The organism is Ideonella sp., assembly GCF_041914305.1.
In the GTDB taxonomy this organism is placed as follows: Bacteria; Pseudomonadota; Gammaproteobacteria; order Burkholderiales; family Burkholderiaceae_C; genus Ideonella.
This window is the reverse complement of record NZ_JAYSDQ010000011.1, coordinates 183,732-209,422: the sequence shown is the minus strand read 5'-3', so window position 1 is coordinate 209,422 and position 25,691 is coordinate 183,732. Positions and strand designations below refer to the sequence as shown.

Here is a 25,691-nt window from a genome sequence, read left to right as displayed (position 1 = left end):
GCGTCGCGCCGAGCGTTCGCCAGCCCGCCGCCACGCAACTGGCGCAGCGCTGATCCGCAGAGCGGTTCAACACCAGCAAGAAGGGCGGGCTTGACCCCGCCCTTTTTTGCGTTGGGCCCGGCCTACACCGCCAGCAATTGGCGGTACAGCGCCGCATAACGCGCCGCCGACGCTGACCAGCCCACGTCGCCCGTCATGCCGGCCTGTTGCAGGCGTTGCCAGGGCGCCCCTTCGGCGTACAGGTGCACGGCCTTGCGCACCGCCGCCATCAGGCCTTCGTGGCTGACCGAGGTCAGCTGCAGGCCGGTGGCCACGCCGGCGCGCAGCGCCGCATCGTTGGCGTCGATCACCGTGTCGGCCAGGCCGCCGACACGCGCGACGATCGGCACGCAGCCGTAGCGAAGCCCGCACAACTGCGTCAGCCCACACGGCTCGAAGCGCGACGGCACCAGGATCGCGTCGCAGCCGCCTTGCATCAGGTGCGACAGCGGCTCGTCGTAGCCGATCTGCACGCCGACCTTGGCCGGGTAGTGCACGGCCGCGGCCTTGAGCTGGCTCTCGAACGCCCGGTCGCCCGAGCCCAGCACCACCAGCCGCGCCCCGGCGTGCACCAGGGGGTCGAGCGCATCGATCACCAGGTCGATACCCTTCTGGTCGGTCAGGCGACTGATCACGCACAGCAGCAGGCTGTTGTCGTCGGGCGGCAAGCCGAAGTGGCGCTCGACCGCGCGCCGGTTGTGGATGCGGTCGGCCGCGGTGGCCGCGCTGTAGCGCCGCGCCAGGTGCGTGTCGGTGGCCGGGTTCCAGACCTCGGTGTCGATGCCGTTGACGATGCCGCTCACCGCCTCGGCCCGCCAGCGCAGGATGCCGTCGAGCCCCATGCCGCCATGCGGCGTGCGGATCTCGTCGGCATAACTCGGGCTGACAGTGGTAATCGCATCGGCCAGCAACAGGCCGGCTTTCAGGAAGCCGACGTCGCCGTGGTACTCGAGCCCTTCGCTGGTGTAGGCCTGGGCCGGCAGCCCCAGCAGGCCGAACAGCCGGCGGTCGAAGCGGCCCTGGAAGGCCAGGTTGTGCACGGTCAGCACGGTGCGCGGCCGCGGTCGATCGCGGCTCAAGTAGTGCAGGTAGGCCGCGGCCAACGCCGCCTGCCAGTCGTGCGCGTGCACCACCTGAGGCGCCGGCACCGGCGTGTCGCCCCAGCCGATGCGCGCGGCGGCCAGCGACAGCGCGGCGAAGCGCTCGCCGTTGTCGGGCCAGTCGCGCCCGTCCGGGCCGAGATAGGGGTTGCCGTCGCGCGCGTACAGGTGCGGCGCGTCCAGCGCGAGAATGTCCAGCCCGTCGAGCCGGCCTTGCAGCAGCCGCGCAGAGCCGCCGAAATGGTCGGGCCAGACGGCGATGCGCTCGGCCTGCGACAGCGCCTGCAGCACCGCCGGGTAGCCGGGCAGCAGTGTCTGCACATGCACGCCCTGCGGGGCCAGCGCTGCCGGCAATGCGCCGGTCACATCGGCCAGGCCGCCGGTCTTGACCAGCGGGAACATCTCGGACGCGACCGAGAGCACCCGCAGCGTGGTGGGATCGTCGATGGTGATGGCCATGCGCTCAGCGTAGCTTGTCGAGCATCGGCTGCGTGATCAGGCAAACACCCTTGGCGCTGCGGCGAAAACGCTTCGCGTCGAGCTCCGGGTCTTCGCCGACGACCAGCCCGTCGGGGATCTCGACGCTGCGGTCGACCACCGCCTTGCTCAGGCGTGCGTGGCGGCCGATGCGCGCCCGCGGCAAGATCACCGAATCGGCGACCGATGCGTACGAATGCGTGTGCACGTTGGTGAACAGCACGCTGCGTTGGATGCGGGTGCCCGAGATGATGCAGCCGCCCGAGACCAGCGAGTTGATCGCCTCGCCGCGCCGCTCGCCCTCGTCGTGCACGAACTTGGCCGGCGGCGCGAGCTCGCTGTAGGTCCAGATCGGCCAGTTGTTGTCATACAGGTTCAGCGCCGGCTGCACCGCGCACAGGTCGATGTTGGCCTCCCAGTAGGCGTCCACCGTGCCCACGTCGCGCCAGTAGGGCTCGTCCTCGTCGGCACCACGCACGCACGACTGCGAGAACCGATGCGCCACCGCCTTGCCGTGCTGCACGATGTAGGGCACCAGGTCGTGGCCGAAGTCGTGGCTCGAGTGCGGGTTGGCCGCATCGCGCTTGAGCAGCTCGAACAGGTAGTCGGTGTTGAAGATGTACAGCCCCATCGATGCCAGCGCGATGTCGGGCCGGCCGGGCATGGCCGGCGGGTCGGCCGGCTTCTCGACGAAGCTCAGGATGCGGGCGTGCTCGTCGACATGCATCACGCCGAAGCCAGTGGCCTCCATGCGCGGCACTTCGAGGCAGCCGATGGTGATGTCGGCCTTGGTCTCCACGTGCTGCACCAGCATCAGCTCGTAGTCCATCTTGTAGATGTGGTCGCCGGCCAGCACCACCACGTAGCGCGGCGCGTAGCTGCCGATGATGTCGAGGTTCTGGTAGACCGCGTCGGCGGTGCCGCGGTACCACATCTCTTCGTCCACGCGCTGGCTGGCAGGCAGGATGTCGAAGCTCTCGTTGCGCTCGGCGCGCATGAAGCTCCAGCCGCGTTGCAGGTGGCGGATCAGGCTGTGGGCCTTGTACTGCGTGGCCACGCCGATGCGGCGGATGCCCGAGTTCAACGCGTTGGACAACGCGAAATCGATGATGCGGGTCTTGCCGCCGAAGTAGACGGCCGGCTTGACGCGCCGGTCGGTCAGCTCGTGCAGCCGGCTGCCGCGGCCGCCGGCGAGCACGAAGGCCATCGCTTCGCGGGCCAGCGGCTGGTACCTCTGAGGGTTGGACATGGGGCCTCCGTCAGCAGAAGACCGGGCCATCATGCCCCTGCGCCATCACCCCGACAAGCCGCGGGTTCACCTGCACGCGGGCACGGGCAGGCCTGCCGATGGGTCAGCCACGGGCGATGCCGGGCCACGAGGCAACCACCGATTCAAGGCCCATCCAGCCCGGTGCGGCTGAACCACGCCTGCACGAACTCCACGCAGATCCGCACCCTGGCCGAAGCCGACAGCCGGGACGGACAGACCGCCCAGACATCAGCCGGCTGGTGATGGTCTGGCAAGACCTGGGTCAAGCGCCCGGCTTCCAGGTCCTGCCGCACATCCCAGGTCGAGCGCAGGATGATGCCGTGACCTTCCAGCGCCCATTGCCGTACGACGCCGCCATGGTTGGCCGACAGCGGCCCCGACACCCGCACCGAGGCCGGGCCTGCAGGGCCGATCAACTCCCACCGGCCGAAGTCCTGGTCTCGTTCACGAATGGCGATGCACTGGTGCGCCCGAAGTTCGTCCAGCGTTTGCGGTGTGCCGCGGCGGCGAAGATAGTCCGGCGCCGCGCACAGGATGCGGCGGTTGCTCGCAACCCGCCGGGCGGTGACATGGCCTTCGCGCACCTGGCCCACGCGGATGTCGAGCTGGAAGCCCTCTTCGATCAGGTCCACCGGCCGGTCCAGCAGTTCCAGGTGGATCTCCAACTGGGGATGACTCCGCGCCAAGGCCGACAAGGCCGGGGCGAGGTGTCGGCTTCCGAAGCCGGTACTGCTGCAAAGCCGCAGCTGGCCGGCTGGGGCCACCCGCTCGAAAGAGATGGCCTCGCCCAACAGGTCGACGTCTTCGGCGATGCGCCGGGCCCATTGCAGGACAACCTCGCCTTGGACCGTCAACGTCACGCTGCGGGTGGTGCGGTGGAAGAGCTGGACCTGCAACGCAGACTCGAGCAGCCCGATGCGTTTGCTGATCAATGCCTTCGAAACGCCCAGCGTGCGGGCCGCCACGGCAAAGCTGGGATGGCGCGCCATGTCGCTGAACAGGCGAAGGTCCTCCAGCTGGGGTCGAGCTTTGGCGTTCACAGTTCGTGTCCATCACGTCAACGGAATGAGAGATTGTTTCCCAATTCGTTGTCAGTAAGCTCCTTGTGCGTCCACCAACTCGACACCAAGGAGCCCACAAATGGCACACCGCATCGCAGTGATCGCCGGCGACGGCATCGGCCAGGAAGTCATGCCCGAGGGACTGCGCGTCTTGAACTCGGCCGCGCGCCGGTTCGACATCGACCTGCGGTTCACCCACTTCGACTGGGCCCATTGCGACTACTACCTGCAGCACGGGACGATGATGCCCGGCGACTGGTTCGACCAGCTCAAGGGCTTCGACGCCATCTACTTCGGTGCCGTGGGATGGCCCGCCAAGGTGCCCGACCACATCTCGTTGTGGGGCTCGCTGCTGAAGTTTCGGCGGCAATTCGACCAGTACGCCAACGTGCGCCCGGTACGGCTGATGCCCGGCGTTCCATGCCCGCTGGCCGGCAAGAAGGTCGGCGACATCGACTTCGTGGTCGTGCGCGAGAACACCGAGGGCGAGTACTCCTCGGTCGGTGGGCGCATCTTCGAAGGCACGGACCGCGAGGTGGTGGTCCAGGAATCGGTCTTCAGCCGTCACGGCACCGACCGCATCCTCAAATACGCGTTCGAGCTGGCCCAGTCACGCCCGAAGAAGCACCTGACCTCGGCCACCAAGTCCAACGGCATGGCCATCAGCATGCCCTACTGGGACGAGCGCGTGCAGGCCATGGCCCAGCACTACCCGCTCGTCCGCTGGGACAAAGACCACATCGACATCCTGACGGCGCGCTTCGTCCTCAGCCCCGAGCGATTTGACGTCGTCGTCGCATCCAACCTGTTCGGCGACATCCTCTCCGACCTCGGTCCGGCCTGCACTGGCACCATCGGCATCGCACCATCGGCCAACCTGAACCCGGAGCGCCGCTTCCCGTCACTGTTCGAGCCCGTTCACGGCTCGGCCCCCGACATCCACGGCCGAGGCATCGCCAACCCGATTGCGATGATCTGGTCCGGCGCGATCATGCTGGACTATCTTGGCCGGGGCGACCCACGCCACCAGGCAGCCCATGACGCGATCCTGAAGGCCATCGAAACCGTTCTCGTGGAAGGCCCCCGAACGCCTGACATGGGCGGCACGGCCGGGACGACCGATGTGGGATCGGCGATCGCGGATCGGCTGAACAGCGCCAACCGCTGATCGGCCGCCAGCCGTCCTAGGTGCCGACGGGCGGCTCGTCCACGGCACCGGCGCGCGCCGCGGCCAGCGCCTCGCGCAGCACCCGCAGGTCGCCGATGTGGTTGGCCAGCAGCAGCACCAGCCGGGCGTTGACGAGCTGGCTCTGCTCGTCGCTCAAGCCCCGGTGCGCGTCGATCAGCGCCTCGTAGAAATCGTCGCCGGGCGTGAAGGCGCGGGCGAAGCGTTGGCCGGGGACGCCGAAGTTCGGCTGGGTGTTCAGGTGCGGCATGGCGGGCATCCCTTCAGGCGGTGGTCAGCAGGCGGCCCAGCGCGCGGGCCAGCGCGGCCTGCACGGCCGATGCATCGAAGCGGCGCCAGCGCGCCACCACATGCTGGTCGGGGCGGATCAGGTAACAGGTGCCGGGGCGACCGTCGTAGCGGCGCGCCACCAGGCCCTCGGTGTCGACCCAGGCGCCGTGGGCGGCCACGGTGCCAACGCGCACCAACCGCAGCGGCACCGGCGTGTCGGGCAGCTCGATCGGCGCACCGCCGAAGACCAGCAGCGTGAAGCCGCCACCGGCCGCCACCTCGTGCAGCAGCCAACCCGGGCGGCCGTCGACCGCCACCGGCGCGTCGTCCATCGGCGCGCCGGGCACCATCCAGCCCTCGAACGCCTCGTCGTCGGGCGTATTCAGCGGCGAGTCGAGCGCCAGCGTCGGCACCGACAGGCGGCCCGAGTTGACCAGCGCGCGCGCAAACGCATGCTCGCGCGCCAGGCCCAGCACCGCGTTGCGGAACAGCTTCGAGGTGGCGCTCTTGGGCGTGATGAAGTCGGTCGAGCGGGTCGAGTTCAGGATGTTCTCGTCGGCCGCCGCGCCGCGCTCGCTGGCGTAGGTGTCCAGCAGCGCCGCGGGCGCCTCGCCGCGGATCACCGCCTGCAACTTCCAACCCAGGTTGTCGGCGTCCTGGATGCCCGAGTTGGCCCCGCGGGCACCGAACGGCGAGACCTGGTGCGCAGCGTCGCCGATGAACAGCACCGGCCCATGGCGAAACTGCGGCATGCGCCGGCACTGGAAGGTGTAGACGCTGACCCATTCGAGCTCGAACTCCCGCTCCGGGCCGAGCATCGCCCGGATGCGCGGGATCACCTTCTCGGGCTTCTTCTCTTCGTCGGGGTCGGCGTTCCAGCCGAGCTGAAAGTCGATGCGCCAGACCTGGTCGGCCTGCTTGTGCAGCAGCACACTCTGGCCGCGGTGAAACGGCGGGTCGAACCAGAACCATCTTTCCGCCGGCCACTCGCCGGCCCCCACGCCCGGGTCTTCGACGCCGTGCTGCCCCCCAAGGGGGCTCTCGGCCGCATGGGAGCGGCCCTGCGCCGGCCTCGGCGGCTGCATCACCACGTCCGCGATCAGGAAGCGGTCATGGAAGACCTGGCCCTCGATCTCCAGCCCGAGCTGGCGGCGGATGGGGCTGCGGGCACCGTCGGCCACCAAGAGCCAGTCGGCCTCGACGCCGAACACCCCGTCGGCCGTCTCGACCTGCAGCGTCGCGCCATCGCCGTGCGGCTCGACCCTGATGACCTTGTGCCTCCAGCGCAGGTCGAGGTTGGGCAGCTCCCCGGCGCGCTGGACCAGGAACTCTTCGAGGTAGTACTGCTGCAGGTTGATCATGCCGGGCCGCTGGTGGCCGGCCTCGGGCTGCAGGTTGAAGTGGAAGACCTCGTCGGTGTCGAAGAAGGTGCGGCCGACGTTCCAGGTCACGCCCTTGTCGACCAGCCGCTGGCCGCAGCCCAGGCGGTCCAGCACCTCGAGCGTGCGCTTGGCATAGCAGACGCCGCGCGAGCCCAGGCTGACCGTGTCGTCGTCGTCCAGCAGCAGCACCGGCAGGCCGCGCTGCGCCAGGTCGATCGCCGCGGCCAGGCCGATCGGGCCGGCGCCGACCACCACCACCGGGTGCCGGCGCGGCGATGCTTCGCCCAGTTCCGGCGGGCGCCGGTAGTCGAACTTCGGGTAGGTGTAGGTCGAGAGCATGGGGCGTCTTCGCCTTCCGTTCCGGCTCGGGCTGGCCGGGCACCGAAGACTATCTCACCAAAAACAGGGTCGCCCCTCGGGCTGCCTTCGAGGTCGCCTGTTTGCAGGCTTGTAGGCCGCGTCCGACAACAGGATGGCGCCCTGCCCGCTTCGTGGCCGCGCGGCCGATCGGTCCAATCCCATCCGACAGGCCCTGCAAGCGTTTGTCAGCTTCGCAACACGACACGCTGACGGCGCCACGCAGCAAGGGCCGAAACCACTTGACCTGGGAGAACCCAAATGGAACACGTGATCAACATGATGCTGGGTGGTTTGCTGGGTTGGACGATCACCCTCTTGTTCGAACACCAGCGCTGGCTGCCTTGCCAGGGCGACTTCGTCGGCGGACTGCTCGGCAGCCTGGCGGGGAGCGTGATGGCCACGACCTTGGGCGGTGCCGCGGCCAGCAACACCCACACGATGGCGTCGTTGGTGGGCGCCGCCGTGGCCATCGCGGTGTGGCGCAGCGTTCGAGGCCGGTTCACACGCCGGGCGGCGGGCCCGTCGGCGAGTCATCGATCGGGCTCGCTGCCCCGCTCGATGGCATGAGCGGTCGGCGCGCCGCTCACCCCTCCAGCGTCTGCCACATCTGCCGGTCGCGCTCGGCCGTCCAGACGCGCGGGTCGACGTGATTCGTCGCCTCGTCGTAGCAGCGGGTCACGTCGAAGGGCAGGCAGTGGTCGAAGATCACCCAGTGCCCGTACTTGGGCTTCAGCGCGGCGTAGGTGGCCTTGTAGACGGCGTTCAGCGCCTGCCCCGCCGCCACGCCTGCCTTGACCTGGGCCCACATGTCGCTGACGAAGGCGCGGGTGCCGGCCAGGCCGGCAGCCACCTGCTCAGGCGTGGTCAGCGCCGCGCCGCGGCCGGGCACCAGAGCGCGCGGCTGCAGCGCGGCGATGTTGTCCAGCGTCTGCGGCCAGTCCTGAAAATAGGCGTCGCCGGCATAGGGCGTGGCGTCGAACTCGACCAGGTCACCCGAGAACAGGATCTTCTGCTCGGGCAGCCAGGCCACCGTGTCGCCCTTGGTGTGGCCACGGCCGAGCTGGATCAGCTGCACCTCGAGCTTGCCGAGCCAGATGCTCATGCGGCCGCTGAAGGTGATGGTCGGCCAGGTCAGCCCCGCCGGCACCGACTCGACGTTGCGGAACAGGCGCGGAAAGCGGCCAATCTCGCTCGCCTTGTCTTGCTCGCCGCGCTCGACGATCAGGTCGTAGGTGTCGCGGCTGGCGATGATGTGCTCGGGCGCGTAGCCCGAGGCGCCGAGCACCCGCACCGCGTGGTAGTGGCTCAGCACCACGTACTTGATCGGCTTGTCGGTCACCTCGCGGATGCGGCGGATCACGTCTTGCGCCATCACCGGCGTGGCCTGGGTGTCGATCACCATCACGGCGTCGTCGCCGACGATCACGCCGGTGTTCGGGTCCCCCTCGGCCGTGTAGGCGTAGGCGTTGTCCGAAAGCTTGGTGAAGCTGACCTGCTTTTCTTCCAGGTCGGCTTGCGAGGCGAAGGCTTTGGTGTTCATGGCGGCGCCTGTGCAGCGGTTGGGTGATCGGAAATCTTAAGCCCGCCGTCGCGCCGGCGTGGCCACCGGCCGCCAGGATCGGGATTCCGAGGGGATCGTCACCGATGCACCGTGCGAGACTCGCGCCAGTGCAGTGTTTGATGCCAGGCGGCCAAAGGCGCGGTTTTATGTTCCGCATAGCGTCGAGCACTGCCCAGCACCATGCTCGGCGCCACCCATCATTCCCCCCTGGTCAAGAGAATCCTGCTGCTGGTGGGCGGGCTGGGTTTGGCAGTCTCCTTGCTGTGGGGTGGCATCGCCAGCGAGATCGACCGCTCGCGCTCGCTGCAGGCGGCCACCGAATCGGCCCATTCGGCGATCGAAGCCAGCGCCGAGCCGATCGCGCTGGCGGCCTGGCTGCTCGACCAGCGTCTGCTGGCCGCCCACACCCGCGGCCTGACGCAGAACCGCGCCATCGTGCACGCCCGCGTGGTGGCCACCGACGGCCTGACGCTGGCGCAGGCCGGCAACCAGCCACCGCCCGGCAGCAAGCAGCGCAGCGTCACGCTGTATTCGCCCGACGGCAAGACACGCATCGGCGAGCTGCAGGTGAGCGAATCGTTGGCCGAGATCGAGGCCGAGGTCGGCCGCCGCTCGGCCTGGCTGTTTGTCGGCGAGGTGGTCAAGGTGCTGCTGCTGACGGCGGTGGTGCTGGTGGTGCTGCATGCGCTGGTCACGCGCCGGCTGATGAGCCTGTCGAAGCAGCTGCACGCCGTGCCGGCGGACGGCACGCCGCCGACCATGGTCGTGCCGACCAGCCGGCTGGCCGGGCGCGACGAGCTGGTGCTGCTGGCCGAGGCGCTGAGCCAGCACCTGAAAGACCGCGACGCCGTGCGCCGCCTGGCGCGCGAGCGCGATTCGGCCGAAGCCGCGAGCCAGGCCAAGTCCGACTTCCTGTCGCGCATGAGCCATGAGCTGCGCACGCCGCTGAACGGCATCCTCGGTTTCGCGCAGGCGTTTCGCCGCCACCCGGCCGTGGCCAACGACGAGACGCTGCTGCGCTACGCCCGGCTGATGCTGCGCTCGGGCTGGCACCTGAAATCGCTGATCGACGATGTGCTCGACCTGTCACGCATCGAGTCGGGCACCGCGCGCATCGCGATCGTGCCGGTCGAAGTGGGCAGCACGGTGGACGCCGCGACGTCGATGCTGCGGGCCGAGGCCGAGGCACGGCAGATCGGCATCGACACCGGCGTGCCTTTCGGGCTGCCGGCGGTGATGGCCGACCCGCTGCGCCTGCAGCAGGTGTTGATCAACCTGATCAGCAATGCGGTGAAGTACAACCGCGAGGGCGGCCGGCTCTCGGTGCTGGCCGGCAGCGGCGACGACGCGCGGGTGTGGATCCGCGTCAGCGACACCGGCCTGGGCATGAGCGCCGAGCAGCTGGCGATGCTGTACCAGCCGTTCAACCGGCTCGGCCGTGAACACACCGGCGCTGCCGGCACCGGCATCGGCCTGGTCATCACGCGCCGCCTGGTCGAGATGATGGGCGGCGAGCTGCTGGTCGACAGCACCGCGGGCGTCGGCTCGCAGTTCACCGTCTGGCTGCCGGCCAGCACCGCGCCGGTCGAGCCGCTGCCCACGCGGCCAGCCAAGCTGGCGCCCGGCGACGGCGAGCGCCGCACGGTGCTGTATGTCGAAGACGACCCGGTCAATGTCGAGGTGATGCGCGCGCTGCTGCAGGCGCGGCCGCTGATCACGCTGGCGGTGGCGCCCGACCTGGCCTCGGCCAGCCAGCAGATCGGCCGCCAGGCGCCCGACCTGGTGCTGCTGGACATGAACCTGCCCGACGGCGAAGGCCTGGTGCTGCTGCAGGCCCTGCGCGAAGACCCGATGCACCACGACCTGCCGGTGGTGGTGGTCTCGGCCGACGCGATGGACGCCAGCGTCGGCCGCGCGATGCAGGCCGGCGCGCAGGCCTACCTGACCAAGCCCTACAACTTCGACGCCGCGCTGAAAGAGGTCGACAAGCTGCTCGCGTGATCCAAGCGGCTCAGCCGGACCGGCGCGGCAGCGTCAGCGTGAAGCAGGTGTGGCCATCGGCCGAGCAGGCCTCGACGCGGCCGCCATGGGCTTGCGCGATCTGGTCGACGATGTACAGGCCCAGCCCCAGCCCGGCACGGCTTTCACGCGGCCGCGCGCTGCCGCGAAACGGGTCGAAGATGTGGGGCAACAGCTCGGGCGGGATGCTGCCGGCGTTGTCGACGCTCACCGCCACCGTGTCGGCCGCACGGCCGTCCAGCCGCAGCGTGATCGGCCGGCCCCGCTCGCCGTGCACCAGCGCATTGCCAACCAGGTTGGCCAGCGCCTGGGCCAGGCGGTCTTCGTCCCACGCGCCGGTCAGTGGGCCTTCGGCCTGCAGCACGAACTCGCGGTCGGGGTGGGCGGCGCGCTGCTCGTCGACCACCCGCTGCGCCACGCGGCCCAGCTCGGCCGGCTCGCACTGCACCGGGATGCCACCGGCCAGCCGGGCGCGGGCCAGGTCCAGCATGTCGCCGATCATGCGGCTCATCGACCGGCCGCTGGCCACGATGCGGCCGGCCGAGCGCCGGATCGCGTCGCTCTCGGCCTGGCGGTCGATCAGCATCGCCGCGGTCAGCATCGCGTTCAGCGGGTCGCGCAGGTCGTGCGCCAGCACGGCGGCGAAGATCTCGTTCAGCCGCAGCGTCTCGGTGCGCTCGTCCAGCTCTTGCGCCAGCTGCTGGCGGCTGCGGTAGAGGTCGAAGAAGACCTGCGCCTTGCTCTGCAGGATCCACGGCTCGATCGGCTTGAACAGGAAGTCGACCGCGCCCGCGTCGTAGCCCTTGAACAGGCGCTGCGTCTCGCGCGCGCCGGCGGTGACGAAGATCAGCGGCACATGGCGCGTGCGCTCGCTGCTGCGCATCAGCTCGGCCAGCTCGAAGCCGTCCATCTCGGGCATCTGCACATCGAGCAGCGCCAGCGCCACGTCGTGCACCAGCAGCAGCTCGAGCGCCTCGCGGCCCGATCGCGCGGTCAGCACCTCGACCCCATCGCTGCGCAGCAGCGCCGACATCGTCAACAGGTTGTCGTCCAGGTCATCGACCAACAGGCACTTCACCGGCATCTTCACAGGCAATTTCATCGAAGCGATTTCCTGGCCACATCTCTCAGCAGCGTTCCCATGTCATTCAAACCCAGCACCCGCGCCGCGGGGCAGCGGCGGATGGCAAACAGCGGCATCGCCGGCGTGGCCGCATCCTCGGGCCGCTGCACCAGCGTGGCGCCCCCGGCGCGGTGGATGGCCAGCAGCCCGCTGGCGCCGTCTTCGCTGGCGCCGGTCAACACGATGCCCATCAGCCCGGCACCATAGACGTCGGCCGCCGATTCGAACAGCGCGTCGATCGCCGGCCGCGAAAAATGCACCGGCGGGTCGGCCGACAAGGCCAGCTGCGGGCCCGGGTCCAGCAGCAGGTGGTAGTCGGGCGGCGCAAAGTACACCGTGCCGGGCTCGACCATCTCCTTGTCCTCGGCCTCTTTCACCCGCAGCGCGCACTTGGGCTGGAAGATCTCGGGCAGCAGGCTGGGCTGCGTGGGCGGCAGGTGCAGCACGACGAACACCGCCAGCCGAGTCTCGGCCACCAGCATCGGCAGCAGCAGGGCCAGTGCGTCGATGCCACCGGCCGACGCACCGATCGCGATCGCGTCGATGCGCCTCATGCGTCGCCCCGCTTCTGGTACAGCCGCAGCGACGGCACCAGCTCGGCGAACGCGTCGTGGTGGTCGGAAAAGCGCAGCGACTCTTTCGAGCCGATGCCGAGAAAGCCCTGGCGGCACAGCGCCTCGCGGAACAGGCCGATCGCGCGGTTCTGCAACGCGCGGTTGAAGTAGATCAGCACGTTGCGGCACGACACCAGCTGCATCTCGGCGAACACGCTGTCGGTGGCCAGGCTGTGGTCGGAAAAGACGATGTGCTTCTTCAATCGCTTGTCGAACACCGCGTTGCCATAGGCCGCGGTGTAGTGGTCCGACAGCGACGTGGGCGCGCCCGAGCGGCGGTGGTTGTCGGTGAAGCCGGCGATGCGGTCGGTGGCGTAGACCCCCGCTTCGGCGGCCTGCAGCGCGTGGGCGTTGATGTCGGTCGCGTAGATCAGCGTGCGCTCCAGCAGCCCCTCTTCGCGCAGCAGGATGGCCATCGACCAGGCCTCTTCGCCGGTGCTGCAGCCGGCCACCCAGACCTTCAGCGACGGGTAGGTGCGCAGCACCGGCACCACCGATTCGCGAAGCGCCTTGAAGTATGGCGGGTCGCGGAACATCTCGCTGACCTGCACCGTCAGGTAGTCGAGCAGGGCCGGGAAGACGCTGCCGTCGTGCAGCAGGCGGTCTTGCAGCTGCGACAGCGTCTGGCAGCCGAAGTGCCCCAGCGCGGCGCGCAGCCGGCGTTTCAGCGACGACGGCGCGTACTGACGAAAGTCGTAGTGGTAGCGCAGATAGACCGCGTCGACGAACAGGCGCAGCTCGATGTCGAAGGTGGTGTCGGGCGGCTGCTCGCCGCCCGCCAGGTCGAGGGGATCGGTGTTCACTTGGGCATCCACACGCGGATCAGCGACAGCAGCTTCTCCACATCCAGCGGCTTGGCGATGTAGTCGTTGGCGCCGGCGGCCAGGCACTTCTCCTGGTCGTCCTTCATCGCCTTGGCGGTCAGCGCGATGATCGGCAGCTTGCCCAGCTCGGGCCGCTTGCGGATCTCGCGCATCGCCGTCAGGCCGTCCATCTCGGGCATCATCACATCCATCAGCACCAGGTGGATGGCCTCGGACTTCGGGCCCGCCGGCAGCGCCAGGCGGTCCAACGCCTCGCGGCCGTTGCGCGCGATCTCGACCTTGATGCCCTTGGGCTCGAGCACCGCCGACAGCGCGAAGATGTTGCGCACGTCGTCTTCGACCACCAGCACGCGGCGGCCTTCGAGCGCGGTTTCACGGTTGCGCGCCGCCTTGAGCATGCGCTGCCGTTCGGCCGGCAGGTTGGCCTCGACCTGGTGCAGGAACAGCGTGACCTCGTCGAGCAGGCGCTCGGGCGAACGCGCGTCCTTGACGATGATCGCCTTCGAGAAGCGACGCAGCTGCTGCTCCTGCTCGGTCGTGAGCGAACGGCCGGTGTAGACGATGACCGGCGGGAACGAGACGCCGTCGTGGTCGGCCATTTTCTGCAGCAGCTCGTAGCCGCTGAGGTCCGGCAGGTTCAGGTCGAGCACCATGCAGTCGAAGGTCGCGCTGGCCAGCTCGCGCAGCGCCTGCGCCGCGCTGTCGACACCGACGATCTGCACCTCGTCGCTGGCCAGCAGCTGGCCCACGCTCTCGCGCTGGCGCGCATCGTCCTCGACCACCAGCACGCGCCGCAGGCCTTGCGTGAAGCGCGCCTCCAGCCGCTGCAGCGCCTGCACCAGCTCGTCGCGCTTGACCGGCTTGAGCGCATAGCTGACCGCGCCCATCTCCATCGCCTCGTGCGCGTAGTCGGCCACCGAGGTCACGTGGACCGGGATGTGGCGCGTCACCGAATTGCGCTTGAGCTGGTCGAGCACGCCCATGCCGGAATGGTCGGGCAGGTTCACGTCGAGCAGGATCGCGTTGGGCAGGTAACGCTCGGCCGCCGCCAGCCCATCGCCCGCGGTCTGCGTCAACACGCACTGGAAACCCTGCTCATGGATCAGGTCGCGCAGGATCTCGGCAAAGTGCAGGTCGTCTTCGATCACCAGGATCAACCGAGTCTGCGCGTTCAGCTGGTGGCGGTCGTCGGGCAAGGCCGGTGGCCGCGGTGCGGCGGGCGGCGGCGGGGCGCGGCCGCTGTCGCGCGGTGGCCATTCGGCCGGCGGCGGCATGGCGGGGCCGGCAGCGGCGGCAGGCGCCGGGCGCTGGCCGGTGCTGGCCGCTTCAGCGTCCCGCAGCACGGTCTCGCGCGGCAGCGTCAAGGTGAACACACTGCCCTGCCCTGGCGTGCTCTGCACCGTGATGTCACCGCCCAGCAGGCGCGCCAGGTCGCGCGCGATCGACAGGCCGAGCCCCGTGCCGCCGTACTTGCGGTGGGTGCTGCCGTCGGCCTGGCGAAAGGCCTCGAAGATGATCTCGCGCTGGTGCTCGCCGATGCCGATGCCGCTGTCGCGCACATGAAAGGCCAGCATGTCGCCCGCGGCGTTGGCCGCCACGCGCAGCGCCACCTCGCCCCGCTCGGTGAACTTGATCGCGTTGGACAGCAGGTTCTTCAGGATCTGGCCGCAGCGCATCTCGTCGGTCAGCATCACCTCGGGCACGCCCGGCTCGATCGTCACGCCAAAACCCAGGCCCCGCTGGCGCGCCAACGGCTCGAAGGTCGCGGCCATCGCATCGGCCAGCCGCTGCACACCGACCCGTTCGAGGTTGACCTCGACCTTGCCGGCCTCGATCTTCGACAGGTCGAGGATGTCGTTGATCAAGGTCAGCAGGTCGTTGCCGGCCGAGGCAATCGTCTGCGCGAACTTGACCTGCTCGTCGTTCAGGTTGCCGGTCTTGTTGTCGGCCAGCAGCTTGGCCAGGATCAGTGTCGAGTTCAGCGGCGTGCGCAGCTCGTGGCTCATGTTGGCCAGGAACTCGCTCTTGTACTGGTTGGCGCGCTCCAGCTCGTCGGCCCGCTCGGTCAGCGTGGCCTGGGCGCGGGTGAGCTCGTCCTTCTGGCTGCCCAGCAGCTGGGCCTGCTCTTCGAGCTGGGCGTTGGTCTGCTCCAGCTCGGCCTGCTGATTCTCGAGCCGGGCCTGCGATTCGCGCAGCGCGCGGCCCTGCTCTTCGAGCTCTTCGTTGTTGACGCGCAGCTCTTCTTGCTGGGTCTGCAGCTCTTCGGCCTGGCGCTGGGTTTCTTCGAGCAGCTCTTCCATCCGCGTGCGGTCTTTCGACGCGCGGGTCGCCATCGCCAGCGTTTCGGAGATGCGGTCCAGCAGCTCGCGGTATTCCGGCCGTACCGGCTTGAAGAAGCCCAGCTCCAGCACACAGTGCACCGCGCCGTCGACGACAGCCGGCTGCAGCAGCAGCTCGCACGGCGCCGCGGCGCCCACGCTTGAATGCACGTTGAGGTAGCCCGCCGGCACGTCCAGCACGTGCATCGCGCGCTTGTCCTTCACGGCCTGGCCCAGCAGCCCCTGGCCGGGCACGACCTGCTCGCGATCGAGCAGCGAGCTGAGCGCAAAGCTCGCCATGCGGCGCAGCTGGCCGCTGCGCTCGACCACGTAGATCGCGCCGACCTGGGCGTCCAGAAAGCTCGCCAGGAACGACAGCACCTGCTCGCCCATGTGCTCGAGCCGCAGGTCGCCTTGCAGGCTTTCGCTGACGCCGGCCTGGCCCGTCTTCAGCCAGGCATCGATCTCGCGCAGGCGGTAGTCGCGCGAGGTCATCACCGCCGCGGCCACGATCAGGATCAGCAGCGTGGCCGCGCCGCCCCAGGTCACCGCGCGGCTGAGCAGCACCGCTTCGCTCCACTCGTCGCGCCGGCTGCGGAAGTTGTTGCGCTCTTCGGCCTCGAGCTCGGCCGCCGCCACGCGAATGCGGTCCATCAGGTCGCGGCCTTGGTCGGTGCGCATCATCGCCATCGCCGCGTCGCCGCGTCCGTCGCGCTTCAGTGCGACCGACTCGCGCAGCTCTTCGAGCTTCTCGTTGGCCAGGCGCTCCAGCGCGTCCACCGCCACACGCCGGCGCCCGTCCGGCTGGGCGAGCTGGCGCAACGCGCGGATCTGGCCCGCCACCTGGGCGCGTGCGCTCTCGTAGGGCTGCAGGTATTGCTCGGCGCCGGTCAGCAGGTAGCCGCGCTGGCCGGTCTCGGCGTCTTTCAGGCTCGAGCTGATCGACTGCACCTGCTGGATCATCTCGAGCGCCTGCGAGACGGCTTGCGCCGCTTCAGAGCGGCTGCGGTCGGCCTGGTAGGAGAACAGCGAGATCAGCAGCACCGCGAAGATCGCCACGCCGAAGCCGATCACGGTGAGCGGCGGCAGCAGCCCTCCCCAACCGGTGGGCAAGACGATGGCGCGGGCGGCACGGGCAATGAGTCGTTGAGGCATTGAAGAGAGAGGGAGTTGTCCTGGCCGGTCCTGGCTGGATCGGAGCGGCAGCATCCCACAATGTTCCGCGACCGGCGCAGCGCATCCCCTCATTTCGAGCCGCGCAGCGGCGCGCAGACCACAGGCACGCCGTTTGCTACTCGCGCTCACCGTTGTCGATGAACGAGCCATGCCGATCACATCTTCCCAGACCGCCCCCGCCCCGGGCCCAGCCACCGTCAAGATCCTGGTGGTCGACGACATGGACGCCAACCTCGTCGCGATGCGCGCCTTGTTGGGCAGCGATGCGCTGGAGGTCGTCACCGCCGGCTCGGGCGCCGAGGCGCTGGAGATGCTGCTGGTGCACGACGTGGCCCTGGCCCTGCTCGACGTGCAGATGCCCAGCATGGACGGCTACGCGCTGGCCGAGCTGATGCGCGGCAGCGAGCGCTCGCGCCACGTGCCGATCATCTTCCTGACCGCCGGCGCGCAAGAGGCGCGCAACAGCTTTCGTGGCTACGAGAGCGGCGCAGTCGACTTCCTGTTCAAGCCGATCGACGAGCGGGTGCTGCGCAGCAAGGTGGCGGTGTTCGTCGAGCTGCACCGGCAACGCCGGACGATTGCCGAGCACGCGCAGCAGCTGGCGCGGCTGGCACACGCCAACGCGTTGACGATCGCCGCGCTGTCGCACGACCTGCAAGAGCCGCTGACCGCCCTCGCGCTGAACGCCGAGCTGGTGCTGCAGCGCAGCGATGCGCCGGCCTTGCGCCAGGCCGCGGCGCGGCAGAAGTCGGCCACCGCGCTGCTGCGGCGCCAGGTCGCCCACCTGATCAACCTGGCCAAATCGCCTTGCGCCGAGCTGAGGGTCTGCGCCGGCAGCACCGACCTGGCGGCGCTGGTGCGCGAGCGCTGGCAGGCCGGCCGAGACCAGTCGCTGCCCCTGAAAGCCGGCGAGCTGACGGCCGAGGGCGACACCACCGGCCAGTGGGACGCGCGCCTGCTGACGACCGCCATCGACCAGTTGCTGCTGCAAGCCGAAGCGCACTGCAGCGCGACACCGATCAACGTGGTGGTCGACGGCAGCGCGCGCGGCGCGGTGGTGCTGCGCATCAGCTTCGACAAGCCCTTGCAGGACACCGCCGCTGAGCACCTGCTGGGGCCCAGCCTGCCGACCGACGACCAGCTGCCGCCGCCGGTGGGCGCGGGCCTGCGCGAGCCCGAGCGCATCGCCCGGGCCCATGGCGGCTCGCTCGTCGCCAGCACCCGCACGCGCGAGGGCACGAGCTTCGAGCTGATGCTGCCGCGTGGCGCGTAGGCCGCACGAACCGCACAACGCGCCCACGGCGGCCCCGCCGCCGATGCGGTTCTGCGTTTTGCGTTAGGGTGAGCATCAAACGCACCCGCGGGACAGGACACATCCACCATGGCTTTCACCACCCACTTCGTGTCGCCCGAGCCGACGCGCGCCGAGGTCGACGCGCTGACCGGCGCGACGGTCATCGAGTTCGGCACCGGCTGGTGCGGCTTCTGCCTGCGCGCGCAGCCGCTGCTGGCCAGCGCCTTCGCGTCGCATGCCGACGTGCGGCACCTGAAGGTCGAAGACGGCCCGGGCAAGCCGCTGGGCCGCTCTTACCGCGTCAAGCTGTGGCCGAGCCTGATCTTCCTGCGCGACGGGCAAGAGGTGGCGCGCCTGGTGCGGCCACAAAGCGAAGACGAGGTCGCCAAGGCGCTGGGCGAGCTGAGCGCCGCCACCAGCGGCCCGGCGCCCTAGTGTCAGCGGCGTGGCGTCGCCGCGGCGGTGCGCGGCGCCACCTGCGTGACCGACGCCAGGCCCGCGTCCACCGCGGCCCAGTAGCGGTCGTCGTCCATGCCGAGTGCATAGACCGAGGTGCCGCCCAGGCCGTAGGCGTTCACCAGGCCGGCCTTCATCGTCACGCTGCGTTTGTTCTCGGTCCACACGGTGTGGGTGCCGGTGCCGTCGTTGGGCTTGTAGCTGAAGTGCACCGAGTTGGTCGCCACGTCGTACTTCGGTGTCACCTGGTACTGGTCGATCAAGGCCGGCGTGTCGACCCAGTACAGCTGCGTGCCGCTCAAGTCGGCGCGCCAGTCGTAGCCGTAGGCCTGCAGGCCGCTAAGCAGCTTGGCCGGCGGCACCTGCGACACCACATAGTCCAGGTCGTCTTCGACCCAATCCGAGCCCGACACCGGCCCTGGGTCCCAGCCCGGGATGGCCTCGTCGTAGGTCATCACCTGCAGGTAGTCCGCCCCGAGGCCAAGCGCATGCAGGTCGAAGGCGCGGTTGTACGGGTGCTGGGCATCGACCGCCGAGAACGCTGGCACCGAGACGATCAGCTTCAGGCCCTGCGCGTGCAGCGCATCACCCAGCACCTGCACGAAATGGCTGAAGTTGGCCCGGTCGCTCTGGTCGACCGCTTCGAAATCGATGTTGATGCCGGCGAACCGGTGGGCCTGCGCGAACGACACGAGGTTGGCGACCGCCGCGTCCAGCGCCAAGGTCATCACCGCATGCGCCACCGTCGGGCTCCACTCGCCGTGCTTCACGTTCGAGACGCAGCCGTAGGCCGGGATCTTCTGGCGCCGCAGGAAGTCGATCGCCTCGGTCGGTGCCGGGTCGCCGTTGCCGACCACCGCGCCCTTGCCGGTGATGTTGTAGTAGTCGATCGACGCCGCGTTGAAGTGCTGGTAGTGGGCCGTCAGCGACGCATAGTTGTTCGGGTACCCCGAGTAGTAGGCCAGCACCATCGGTTCGGCCGCGTGTGCAGTGCCGGCCATCTGCAGGGTTAGCCAGCAGGAGGCGGCCAGCAGGCCAAGTGTTCGCTTCATGGATGACGCCATGGTTGGGTCGGCTCAATGGCCCAGCACCTGGATTTCCCAGAACGTCGGCTTGTCCACCGCGGTGTTGCAGACGAGCTTGACGTAGCGCGCATTGACGGCCTTCGGCAGCAGCACGGTCGTGCGGGTGTCGGCCGAGCTTGCCGCCTTGGTGCCGCGGTAGGCCTTGGACCAGGTCTTGCCGTCGCTCGACACACGGAAGGTGTAGGTCGTCACGCGGCTGCGGTACTCGTCGAGCACGAACTGGTTGATCGACTTCACGCTGCCCAGGTCCACCTGCCACCACTGCTTGTCGACCGCCGCCGAGGCCCAGCGCGTGGTGGTGCTGCCGTCGGCCGCGGCCCCGGCCGGGTAGTTGGCCGAGTACTCGCTGCTCGCGGTGGCCGGGCGGCCCTGCGCCAGGTTCACGCCGGCCAGGTCACGCTGGTTCTTGACCCACAAGAAGCGCGAGAAGCGGTCGATCGAGGTCGTGCCGACGCCGGGCGTCAGGTCTTCCGACACCATGCTGAGGTAGGCATCGGGGCGAAACTGCGCCAGCAGCAGATACGCGCTGCGGATGTAGCTGGTGTCGGACGAGTGGCCGTCGCCGCTGCTGCCATCGACGCGGCCGGCGTAGTGGTTGGGCCCCAGCGTCATCACGTCGACGAAGGTGTTCGCGAACTGCGTCAACTGGGCGGTCGTGATGTGGTAGCGGCCGGTCAGGAAGGCCCGGTGCATCCCCGCCACGTCCAGCGCCCCGTGGTTCGAGTCTTCGCCCGATGTCGAGGGCGGCGCATAGGCCCAGTTGAACGCGGCGTGGCCGTCGCTGTCGATGTAGGTCGTCGCGCCGGTGGCGAAGAACGAATCGATGTTGGTCTGGATGATGCCTTCGTAGCGGCTGACCCGCGCGGCATCGTCGGCCAGCACGCGGTGCGCCTCGGCCAGGTTCTGCAGGCCGTAATTGAACATCATCTGCTGGTTCCACGGCACCGGGTCACCCGGCTTGTAGGGCCCCGCCGCCGAGAACCGGTACAGGTTGTTGTTCGACAGGTCCAGCAGCGAGGCCGCCACGTGGTGGTCCCACGCGTAGTCGGCCTCGGCCACGTATTTCTTCGCCCGGGCGAGGTAGGTCTTGCCGTAGTGGCGCGGGTCGCCGTCGGGCACGTTCAGGTTCCACACGGCCGGCGTCTGCAGCACCAACCGGGCGCAGTTTCCGAGGTGGCCGATCGGGTCACCCTGCTCGCCGCCGGTGCCGATCGGCGTGATGTCCACGTTGTTGGGCCACGCGGGGTCGATGCGGCCAGTCCAGATCACATGCTGGCCCACCGGCTTGGGGGCCAGGTCGTTGCGCTCGGACAGCACCGCGTCGCAGTACGTGAGCATCTTGTCGAGGATGGCCGTGTCGTGCGAGATCTCGTAGACCAGGCCCATCGCCTTCGTCTGCTCACCGCTGGCGCCCTGCGCCCAGGCGTTGCCGATGTTGCTGGCGGCCGGGCTGATCGTCGTCAGGTAGGTCTTGAACGAATCGATCTCGCTTTGTGTCACCGGCCCGCTGAAGCTGCTGACGACCATCAGGTTCGAGTCGGCCGGCACGGCGCCGTGGGCGGGGGCCACGCCTGCGGTGAATGCGCAGGCCCAGGCCGCGACGATGCGTCGGTCCATCGGTTCTCCTCCTCGTCGGTGGACGCCTGCCGGATCACGGCGCGCGCCCGTTGGTATGGTGGGGTCGATCGACTCTATGCGAAGCGCCGGTGGCTGGCTTGGCGTGGATCCACCGACCCGATGTGGTGGATCCCCTTAAGACGGTGAGGCGGCAGCGCGCAGAACTGGCGCCGACGCTCACATGGGCGCAAGCGGGTTCTTGTTCTGCTTCGCGAGGGCGTACCAGGCAGTGGCCCCGATGTGCAGGGCGCTGAAGTACTTGTCACTACCGTCGCCCGTCGACAGTCCGTCCTTCGATGCGGCGATGATGCCTTGACCATCGGCGTGGGGCCCGTTGACCTGCGCCGACTCGATGCTCGCCAGGTATTGGGCCACCAAGGTCGCATCGCCCGTCTGATTGCGCCGCTTCAAGGCCAGCGCCGTTTGCGCGGTGCCTTCGAACCACACGCCGCTTGTGTCCGACGCGCTGAAACTCAGCCCGGCGTAGGGGCCATCGCCTTTGAGCGCCGTGGTCGACCACGTCAGCGACGCCGCCGAATGCGCGTTCGGCATGGCGAGATAACCCCAGGACTGCACGTCCTCTGGAAGCAGGCTCTTGTTGACGACCGAGTTGCTGGTGTCGGCACCCGTCCAGTAGTACTTTCCGGCGGCATTCCACATGTGCAATTGCACGTAGTTCGAACTGGCTGCTTCCAGTTGTGCCCAGGTATGCCCCGCGGGGGCCGCTGCGCCCGCGGCATCGAGGATCGTGAAGAGCGCATTCACGTCGATGTTGTATTCGGCCGATGACCACTTGATGGCGGTCCGCTTGGCGGTCCAGCCACCCAGGAAGCCGCCGAACCCTTTGGTGGTGTAGGTGTTCTTGACAGCCCAGTCGGCGATGCTCGTGGCGGCATCCAGGTACTTGGCGTCATTCGTCTTGCGGTACAGCTGCGCCAGGGCCAGGCCGGCCCAGGCCACGTTGCCGAGATCGGCGCCGTTGTCGTCCTTGCCGATCTTGCCGGCGGAACTCACGTAGTAGCTGTTCAGGACGCGCCCATCCGGCACGGGCGCCTGGCTTTGCAAGAGGATGAACGCATCACCGATCACGCGTGCGCGCACCATGTCGTCCGGGGTGCCCCGCGCCAGGTAGGCGAGCAACACGAGCGCATTGTCGTAGGTGAAGGCGATGTGATCGATCTGCAGCTTCGGCGTGGATACGTAGCTCTGTACCAGGCGGAGCGTGGATCCCGCATGGTATTTGTCCATCATCTTGTCCAGGAACAGGTAGGCGTTGTCCAGGGGCACGCTCGCCGCTGTGGGCACGTTGCCGTCCTCGGCAGCCTGCGCGGGGCCGAATGCCAGGCAGGCGGCCACGGTCAGGGGAAGCAAGGCCGCGAACCGGGTGATTTGACGCATGTGAATCCTGGTGGAAGGCGATCGACTCTATGCGAAGCCCCGGCGGCTGGCATGGCGTGGATCCACCGACCCGATGTGGTGGATCCCCTGAGACGGCGGCTTGGCGCCGCGCTTCAGTCTTCGACGATATCGAGCACCGGCAGCCCGTGCGCCTGGCAGTGCTGCCGGTACTCGGCGAGTTGCGTCGCCGCATTCGCGCGACCGCGCACCACGCCGCCCGGCCCGAGGAACTCGACCTCGCCCATCACCACGACCAGCGCGACCATCGTCTCGTCGCCGACGATCTTCCACCAGTCGGTGTTGCCCGGCGGCTCGAACACATAGTCGCCCGGGCCGATGGTCTCGCCGGTGCACAGCTGGCGGCTGCCGCTCAGGTTGTAGGCGTGGATCTCGCCCGAGTGGCGGTGCAGCGGCATCACGACGCCGGGCTCCATGCGCAGCAGCTCGACGAAGCCACTGCCACCGGGCAGAAAACGCAAGGGCTTGGCCGATTTGCCCGGCGTGCCCGACGGGATCCACGGCAGGCCGGCGGTGGTCGAGAAGCGGGCGGGCAGATACGACTGCAAGGCGGTCCATCCATTCGTGTTGGCGGTGTTCATGTCAGGCTCCGATGGCGTGAAAGAAGCGGTTGAACGACGCATCGACCGCGGCGCGGCCGTCGCGCGTGATGTTGCGGCCCCAGCTGAAGCCGAACACCTGCTCGAAATCGAACGGCGCCAGCCGCTCGCGCATCGCCCGCACATCGCCCGGCTTCATCGGGATGTAGTTCGGGTAGCTGTACATGAAGCCCACGTGGCGCCGGTCCGACGCGACCTGCAGCGCGTCGCCCGGGAACAGCGCGCCGCCGGGTGTCGGGCCATTGGCCCAGTGCAGCGCGGTGCTGCCGGCAAAGTGGCCGCCGCAGCGCACCAGCGTCACCGCGGCCGACAGGCGCTTCGAGTCGCCGCGCCAGAACTCGACCTGCGGTGCCGGCCGCATCACCCATTCGCGGTCGGCCTCGTGCAGCAGGATTGGCACACCGCCCAGCGCGTTGCTCCACTCGACCATCGCGCTGTAGAAGTGTGGGTGCGAAATCGCGATCAGGTCGACACCGCCGCGCGCCTGCAGCGCGGCCACCGCCTCGGGCGTGACCAGGCTGATGCATTCCCACAGGATGTTGCCGGCGTCGGTGGGGAGCAGCAGCGCGCGCTGCGGGATCGCGAACTCGCCCGGCAGTGCGATGCCGAGCAGGCCGTCGTCGTCGCCGATGCGCAGCGTGAAGCGGCGCGCGAGATCGTCGTGCGTGGCCCAGCGCTGGCCTTGCCAGCCGACGTATTGCCGCTCGTCGTCGCAGACCCGGCACCGGGTCGGCGGCTCGGGCGTGTCGGCGTACTGGGTGCCGCAGGTTTCGCAGAGGTAGCAAGGCATGGCGCGCTCCGTGGAAGGCGGGTTGGAATGGCGCCAGCTTAGAGTTCGACTGGATCCTAGAATGGTCCAGCTCTTGACATTTTCATGGTGCCAGTTTTCCCCTTCGACCTGACCCTGCCGCTGCCCGGTGGCGGCACGCTGGTGCAGTCGCTGCACCAGCAGTTGCGGGCCGCCGTGCTCGATGGGCGGCTCGTGGCTGGCAGTGCGTTGCCGTCGACACGCGCGGTGGCGGCGGCGCTCGGCGTGAGCCGCAACACGGTCGTTGCGGCCTACGACCTGCTCGTCGCCGAAGGTTATGTGCGGCCGCGGCCCGGCGCGAAGGCGGTGGTGGCCGAGGTGGCCACACGCCGCCCGGCCAAGGCGCCGCGCGCCCACGGCCGCCGGCTCGAAGACGAGCGCCTGAATCCGCTCTGGCGCACCCCGTTCATGCGGCCCGAGCCGCCACGCGAGCTGCCTGAGCGTTGCTTTCGCCTGGGCATTCCGGACCATCTTCACTTCCCGCACGAGGTCTGGCGGCGCCTGACCGCGCAGTCGCTGCGCGCCTGGTCACGCACCCGCTTCAGCTACCCGCCGACCGAGGGCCTGCCCGAGCTTCGCGAGGCGATCGCGCAGCACGTGGCGTTCGCCCGCGCCGTGGCCTGCGGGTGCGACGACGTGCTGGTCACCTCGGGCGCGCAGCAGGCTTTCGATCTGCTCGCGCGGCTGCTGGTGGCGCCCGGCCAGACCAAGGTCGCGGTGGAAGAGCCCGGCTACCCGCCACTGCGGGCGGCCTTTGCCGCGGCCGGTGCGCGGCTGGTGCCGATGCCGGTGGACGACGAAGGGCTGTGCGTCGACCAGCTGCCGCCCGATGTGCGCGTGATCAGCGTGACACCGTCGCACCAGTCGCCGACCGGCGTGGCCTTGTCGATGCGCCGGCGCATGGCGCTGCTGGCGTTTGCGCGCGAGCACGACGCGGTGGTGCTGGAGGACGACTACGACGGCGAGTTCCGCTTCGGCGCGCGGCCGCTGGACGCGCTGCAGACGCTGGACCGCGACGGCCTGGTGTTCTACATCGGCACGTTCTCGAAGAGCCTGTTTCCGTCGCTTCGCAAGGGCTTCGTCGTCGCGCCGGCCTGGGCGCGCGATGCGCTGGCCAGCGTCAAGCACTGCGCCGATTCGCACTGCGACACGATCACCCAGGCCGCGCTGGCGGCGTTCATCCGCGACGGCCACCTGGCGCGCCATGTGCGGCACATGCGGCCGATCTATGCGCAACGCCGCGAGGCGCTGCTGGGCGGCCTGCGGCGTGAGTTGGAGCCGTGGCTGGAGGTGATCCCGTCCGAAGCCGGGCTGCACCTGGCAGCGCGCATCCGGCAGCCGCGCCAGGCTGGGCGAATCGTCGCCGCGATGCACCACTGCACCCCCGGCGCACAGACCACCGCCGACTACGCGATGCTGCCCGGCGCACCGTGGGCGCTGACCTTCGGCTACGGCGTCATCGACGCCGACGAGATCGGCCGTGCGCTCAGGCGCATGCGAAGTGCACTGCTGACCTGAAGGGCGCTCCAGGCGCGCGAAGCGCCGCCGCCCATCAAGTGGCGTGCGCGGATCTGGCTCCGCCAGTCCGCTGCGCGAGCCCCCTCGGGGGGCAGGCCCCGGAAGGGGCCGTGGGGGT

The 25,691-nt window shown here is 69.2% G+C and carries 21 protein-coding genes; 6 read left to right on the top strand and 15 right to left on the bottom strand.

The genetic code is table 11. The features are described from left to right. Nucleotides 1-122: 122 nt before the first annotated feature. The 3 genes from glgA to ACE3SG_RS16265 all read right to left on the bottom strand — a co-directional run bounded on the left by glgA (nucleotide 123) and on the right by ACE3SG_RS16265 (nucleotide 3,926). Complete coding sequence (gene glgA / locus ACE3SG_RS16275) at nucleotides 123-1,598, bottom strand: glycogen synthase GlgA (RefSeq protein WP_374566672.1); 1,476 nt, start codon at nucleotides 1,596-1,598, stop codon at nucleotides 123-125. A gap of 4 nt (nucleotides 1,599-1,602) precedes the next feature. Beyond that, nucleotides 1,603-2,865, bottom strand: a complete 1,263-nt coding sequence (glgC, locus tag ACE3SG_RS16270; RefSeq protein ID WP_374566669.1) for a glucose-1-phosphate adenylyltransferase — start codon at nucleotides 2,863-2,865, stop codon at nucleotides 1,603-1,605. Between the two features lie 143 nt (nucleotides 2,866-3,008). Then, on the bottom strand, nucleotides 3,009-3,926 hold the full coding sequence (locus ACE3SG_RS16265) for a LysR family transcriptional regulator (RefSeq protein ID WP_374566667.1): 918 nt from the start codon (nucleotides 3,924-3,926) through the stop codon (nucleotides 3,009-3,011). A gap of 100 nt (nucleotides 3,927-4,026) precedes the next feature. Here ACE3SG_RS16265 and ACE3SG_RS16260 point away from each other — a divergent pair, with 100 nt between their 5' ends. Next, entirely contained in the window at nucleotides 4,027-5,115 is a 1,089-nt protein-coding gene (locus ACE3SG_RS16260) for a tartrate dehydrogenase (RefSeq protein WP_374566665.1), read from the top strand. A gap of 16 nt (nucleotides 5,116-5,131) precedes the next feature. On the opposite strand, the gene ACE3SG_RS16255 is transcribed toward ACE3SG_RS16260, so the two are convergent. Both ACE3SG_RS16255 and ACE3SG_RS16250 read right to left on the bottom strand, forming a co-directional pair. Continuing rightward, the gene (locus ACE3SG_RS16255) at nucleotides 5,132-5,383 is read right to left on the bottom strand and encodes a DUF2783 domain-containing protein (RefSeq protein WP_374566663.1); all 252 of its coding nucleotides are present in this window, start codon (nucleotides 5,381-5,383) and stop codon (nucleotides 5,132-5,134) included. A 13-nt stretch (nucleotides 5,384-5,396) separates the two neighbouring features. Continuing rightward, on the bottom strand, nucleotides 5,397-7,124 hold the full coding sequence (locus ACE3SG_RS16250) for an FAD-dependent oxidoreductase (protein WP_374566661.1): 1,728 nt from the start codon (nucleotides 7,122-7,124) through the stop codon (nucleotides 5,397-5,399). Nucleotides 7,125-7,403: 279 nt separating this feature from the next. Between ACE3SG_RS16250 and ACE3SG_RS16245 the strand changes: the two genes are divergently transcribed. Further along, a complete protein-coding gene (locus ACE3SG_RS16245) occupies nucleotides 7,404-7,712 on the top strand; it encodes a hypothetical protein (protein ID WP_374566659.1) in 309 nt (102 codons plus the stop codon). A 16-nt stretch (nucleotides 7,713-7,728) separates the two neighbouring features. On the opposite strand, the gene ACE3SG_RS16240 is transcribed toward ACE3SG_RS16245, so the two are convergent. Beyond that, complete coding sequence (locus tag ACE3SG_RS16240) at nucleotides 7,729-8,685, bottom strand: MBL fold metallo-hydrolase (protein ID WP_374566657.1); 957 nt, start codon at nucleotides 8,683-8,685, stop codon at nucleotides 7,729-7,731. Nucleotides 8,686-8,886: 201 nt separating this feature from the next. On the opposite strand from ACE3SG_RS16240, the gene ACE3SG_RS16235 reads away from it, so the two are divergent. Further along, on the top strand, nucleotides 8,887-10,707 hold the full coding sequence (locus ACE3SG_RS16235; protein WP_374566656.1) for a hybrid sensor histidine kinase/response regulator: 1,821 nt from the start codon (nucleotides 8,887-8,889) through the stop codon (nucleotides 10,705-10,707). A 10-nt stretch (nucleotides 10,708-10,717) separates the two neighbouring features. On the opposite strand, the gene ACE3SG_RS16230 is transcribed toward ACE3SG_RS16235, so the two are convergent. From ACE3SG_RS16230 to ACE3SG_RS16215, 4 genes are read right to left on the bottom strand one after another with little or no spacing between them, the layout of a single operon-like run. Next, nucleotides 10,718-11,827 (bottom strand): ATP-binding protein, encoded by a 1,110-nt coding sequence (locus tag ACE3SG_RS16230; RefSeq protein WP_374566654.1) that lies wholly within the window; start codon nucleotides 11,825-11,827, stop codon nucleotides 10,718-10,720. Beyond that, nucleotides 11,824-12,402, bottom strand: coding sequence for a chemotaxis protein CheB (locus ACE3SG_RS16225; protein WP_374566651.1), 579 nt, complete (start codon nucleotides 12,400-12,402; stop codon nucleotides 11,824-11,826). Before ACE3SG_RS16225 ends, ACE3SG_RS16230 begins: the two co-directional genes overlap by 4 nt. Next, nucleotides 12,399-13,265 carry a protein-glutamate O-methyltransferase CheR gene (locus ACE3SG_RS16220; RefSeq protein WP_374566649.1) on the bottom strand — a complete coding sequence of 289 codons (867 nt, stop codon included), beginning with the start codon at nucleotides 13,263-13,265 and terminating at the stop codon, nucleotides 12,399-12,401. The genes ACE3SG_RS16225 and ACE3SG_RS16220 overlap by 4 nt, the downstream gene beginning before the upstream one ends. Then, nucleotides 13,262-16,759 (bottom strand): response regulator, encoded by a 3,498-nt coding sequence (locus tag ACE3SG_RS16215; RefSeq protein ID WP_374566648.1) that lies wholly within the window; start codon nucleotides 16,757-16,759, stop codon nucleotides 13,262-13,264. Before ACE3SG_RS16215 ends, ACE3SG_RS16220 begins: the two co-directional genes overlap by 4 nt. Nucleotides 16,760-16,928: 169 nt before the next feature. Between ACE3SG_RS16215 and ACE3SG_RS16210 the strand changes: the two genes are divergently transcribed. Both ACE3SG_RS16210 and ACE3SG_RS16205 read left to right on the top strand, forming a co-directional pair. Then, on the top strand, nucleotides 16,929-18,053 hold the full coding sequence (locus ACE3SG_RS16210) for a response regulator (protein WP_374566646.1): 1,125 nt from the start codon (nucleotides 16,929-16,931) through the stop codon (nucleotides 18,051-18,053). Between the two features lie 108 nt (nucleotides 18,054-18,161). After that, the gene (locus ACE3SG_RS16205) at nucleotides 18,162-18,509 is read left to right on the top strand and encodes a thioredoxin family protein (RefSeq protein ID WP_374566644.1); all 348 of its coding nucleotides are present in this window, start codon (nucleotides 18,162-18,164) and stop codon (nucleotides 18,507-18,509) included. A 2-nt stretch (nucleotides 18,510-18,511) separates the two neighbouring features. Here ACE3SG_RS16205 and ACE3SG_RS16200 read toward each other — a convergent pair whose 3' ends face one another. The 5 genes from ACE3SG_RS16200 to ACE3SG_RS16180 all read right to left on the bottom strand — a co-directional run bounded on the left by ACE3SG_RS16200 (nucleotide 18,512) and on the right by ACE3SG_RS16180 (nucleotide 24,037). Further along, nucleotides 18,512-19,582 carry a glycosyl hydrolase family 18 protein gene (locus ACE3SG_RS16200; RefSeq protein ID WP_374566642.1) on the bottom strand — a complete coding sequence of 357 codons (1,071 nt, stop codon included), beginning with the start codon at nucleotides 19,580-19,582 and terminating at the stop codon, nucleotides 18,512-18,514. Between the two features lie 24 nt (nucleotides 19,583-19,606). After that, nucleotides 19,607-21,232, bottom strand: coding sequence for a discoidin domain-containing protein (locus tag ACE3SG_RS16195; RefSeq protein ID WP_374566640.1), 1,626 nt, complete (start codon nucleotides 21,230-21,232; stop codon nucleotides 19,607-19,609). Nucleotides 21,233-21,409: 177 nt separating this feature from the next. Continuing rightward, nucleotides 21,410-22,630, bottom strand: coding sequence for a hypothetical protein (locus ACE3SG_RS16190; protein WP_374566637.1), 1,221 nt, complete (start codon nucleotides 22,628-22,630; stop codon nucleotides 21,410-21,412). 113 nt (nucleotides 22,631-22,743) lie between these two features. Further along, on the bottom strand, nucleotides 22,744-23,229 hold the full coding sequence (locus tag ACE3SG_RS16185) for a cupin domain-containing protein (RefSeq protein WP_374566635.1): 486 nt from the start codon (nucleotides 23,227-23,229) through the stop codon (nucleotides 22,744-22,746). A gap of 1 nt (nucleotide 23,230) precedes the next feature. Continuing rightward, on the bottom strand, nucleotides 23,231-24,037 hold the full coding sequence (locus ACE3SG_RS16180) for an MBL fold metallo-hydrolase (protein WP_374566633.1): 807 nt from the start codon (nucleotides 24,035-24,037) through the stop codon (nucleotides 23,231-23,233). Between the two features lie 84 nt (nucleotides 24,038-24,121). On the opposite strand from ACE3SG_RS16180, the gene ACE3SG_RS16175 reads away from it, so the two are divergent. After that, nucleotides 24,122-25,573, top strand: coding sequence for a PLP-dependent aminotransferase family protein (locus ACE3SG_RS16175; protein WP_374566631.1), 1,452 nt, complete (start codon nucleotides 24,122-24,124; stop codon nucleotides 25,571-25,573). The last annotated feature ends 118 nt before the right edge of the window (nucleotides 25,574-25,691 follow it).

Coding starts and splice junctions, on each gene's coding strand:
- ACE3SG_RS16190 (WP_374566637.1), bottom strand. CDS start 22,630: ATGCGTCAAATCACCCGGTTCGCGGCCTTGCTTCCCCTGACCGTGGCC.
- ACE3SG_RS16245 (WP_374566659.1), top strand. CDS start 7,404: ATGGAACACGTGATCAACATGATGCTGGGTGGTTTGCTGGGTTGGACG.
- ACE3SG_RS16255 (WP_374566663.1), bottom strand. CDS start 5,383: ATGCCGCACCTGAACACCCAGCCGAACTTCGGCGTCCCCGGCCAACGC.
- ACE3SG_RS16175 (WP_374566631.1), top strand. CDS start 24,122: ATGGTGCCAGTTTTCCCCTTCGACCTGACCCTGCCGCTGCCCGGTGGC.
- ACE3SG_RS16240 (WP_374566657.1), bottom strand. CDS start 8,685: ATGAACACCAAAGCCTTCGCCTCGCAAGCCGACCTGGAAGAAAAGCAG.
- ACE3SG_RS16260 (WP_374566665.1), top strand. CDS start 4,027: ATGGCACACCGCATCGCAGTGATCGCCGGCGACGGCATCGGCCAGGAA.
- ACE3SG_RS16200 (WP_374566642.1), bottom strand. CDS start 19,582: ATGAAGCGAACACTTGGCCTGCTGGCCGCCTCCTGCTGGCTAACCCTG.
- glgC (WP_374566669.1), bottom strand. CDS start 2,865: ATGTCCAACCCTCAGAGGTACCAGCCGCTGGCCCGCGAAGCGATGGCC.
- ACE3SG_RS16250 (WP_374566661.1), bottom strand. CDS start 7,124: ATGCTCTCGACCTACACCTACCCGAAGTTCGACTACCGGCGCCCGCCG.
- ACE3SG_RS16205 (WP_374566644.1), top strand. CDS start 18,162: ATGGCTTTCACCACCCACTTCGTGTCGCCCGAGCCGACGCGCGCCGAG.
- ACE3SG_RS16230 (WP_374566654.1), bottom strand. CDS start 11,827: ATGAAATTGCCTGTGAAGATGCCGGTGAAGTGCCTGTTGGTCGATGAC.
- ACE3SG_RS16210 (WP_374566646.1), top strand. CDS start 16,929: ATGCCGATCACATCTTCCCAGACCGCCCCCGCCCCGGGCCCAGCCACC.
- ACE3SG_RS16225 (WP_374566651.1), bottom strand. CDS start 12,402: ATGAGGCGCATCGACGCGATCGCGATCGGTGCGTCGGCCGGTGGCATC.
- ACE3SG_RS16235 (WP_374566656.1), top strand. CDS start 8,887: ATGCTCGGCGCCACCCATCATTCCCCCCTGGTCAAGAGAATCCTGCTG.
- ACE3SG_RS16185 (WP_374566635.1), bottom strand. CDS start 23,229: ATGAACACCGCCAACACGAATGGATGGACCGCCTTGCAGTCGTATCTG.
- ACE3SG_RS16180 (WP_374566633.1), bottom strand. CDS start 24,037: ATGCCTTGCTACCTCTGCGAAACCTGCGGCACCCAGTACGCCGACACG.
- ACE3SG_RS16195 (WP_374566640.1), bottom strand. CDS start 21,232: ATGGACCGACGCATCGTCGCGGCCTGGGCCTGCGCATTCACCGCAGGC.
- glgA (WP_374566672.1), bottom strand. CDS start 1,598: ATGGCCATCACCATCGACGATCCCACCACGCTGCGGGTGCTCTCGGTC.
- ACE3SG_RS16215 (WP_374566648.1), bottom strand. CDS start 16,759: ATGCCTCAACGACTCATTGCCCGTGCCGCCCGCGCCATCGTCTTGCCC.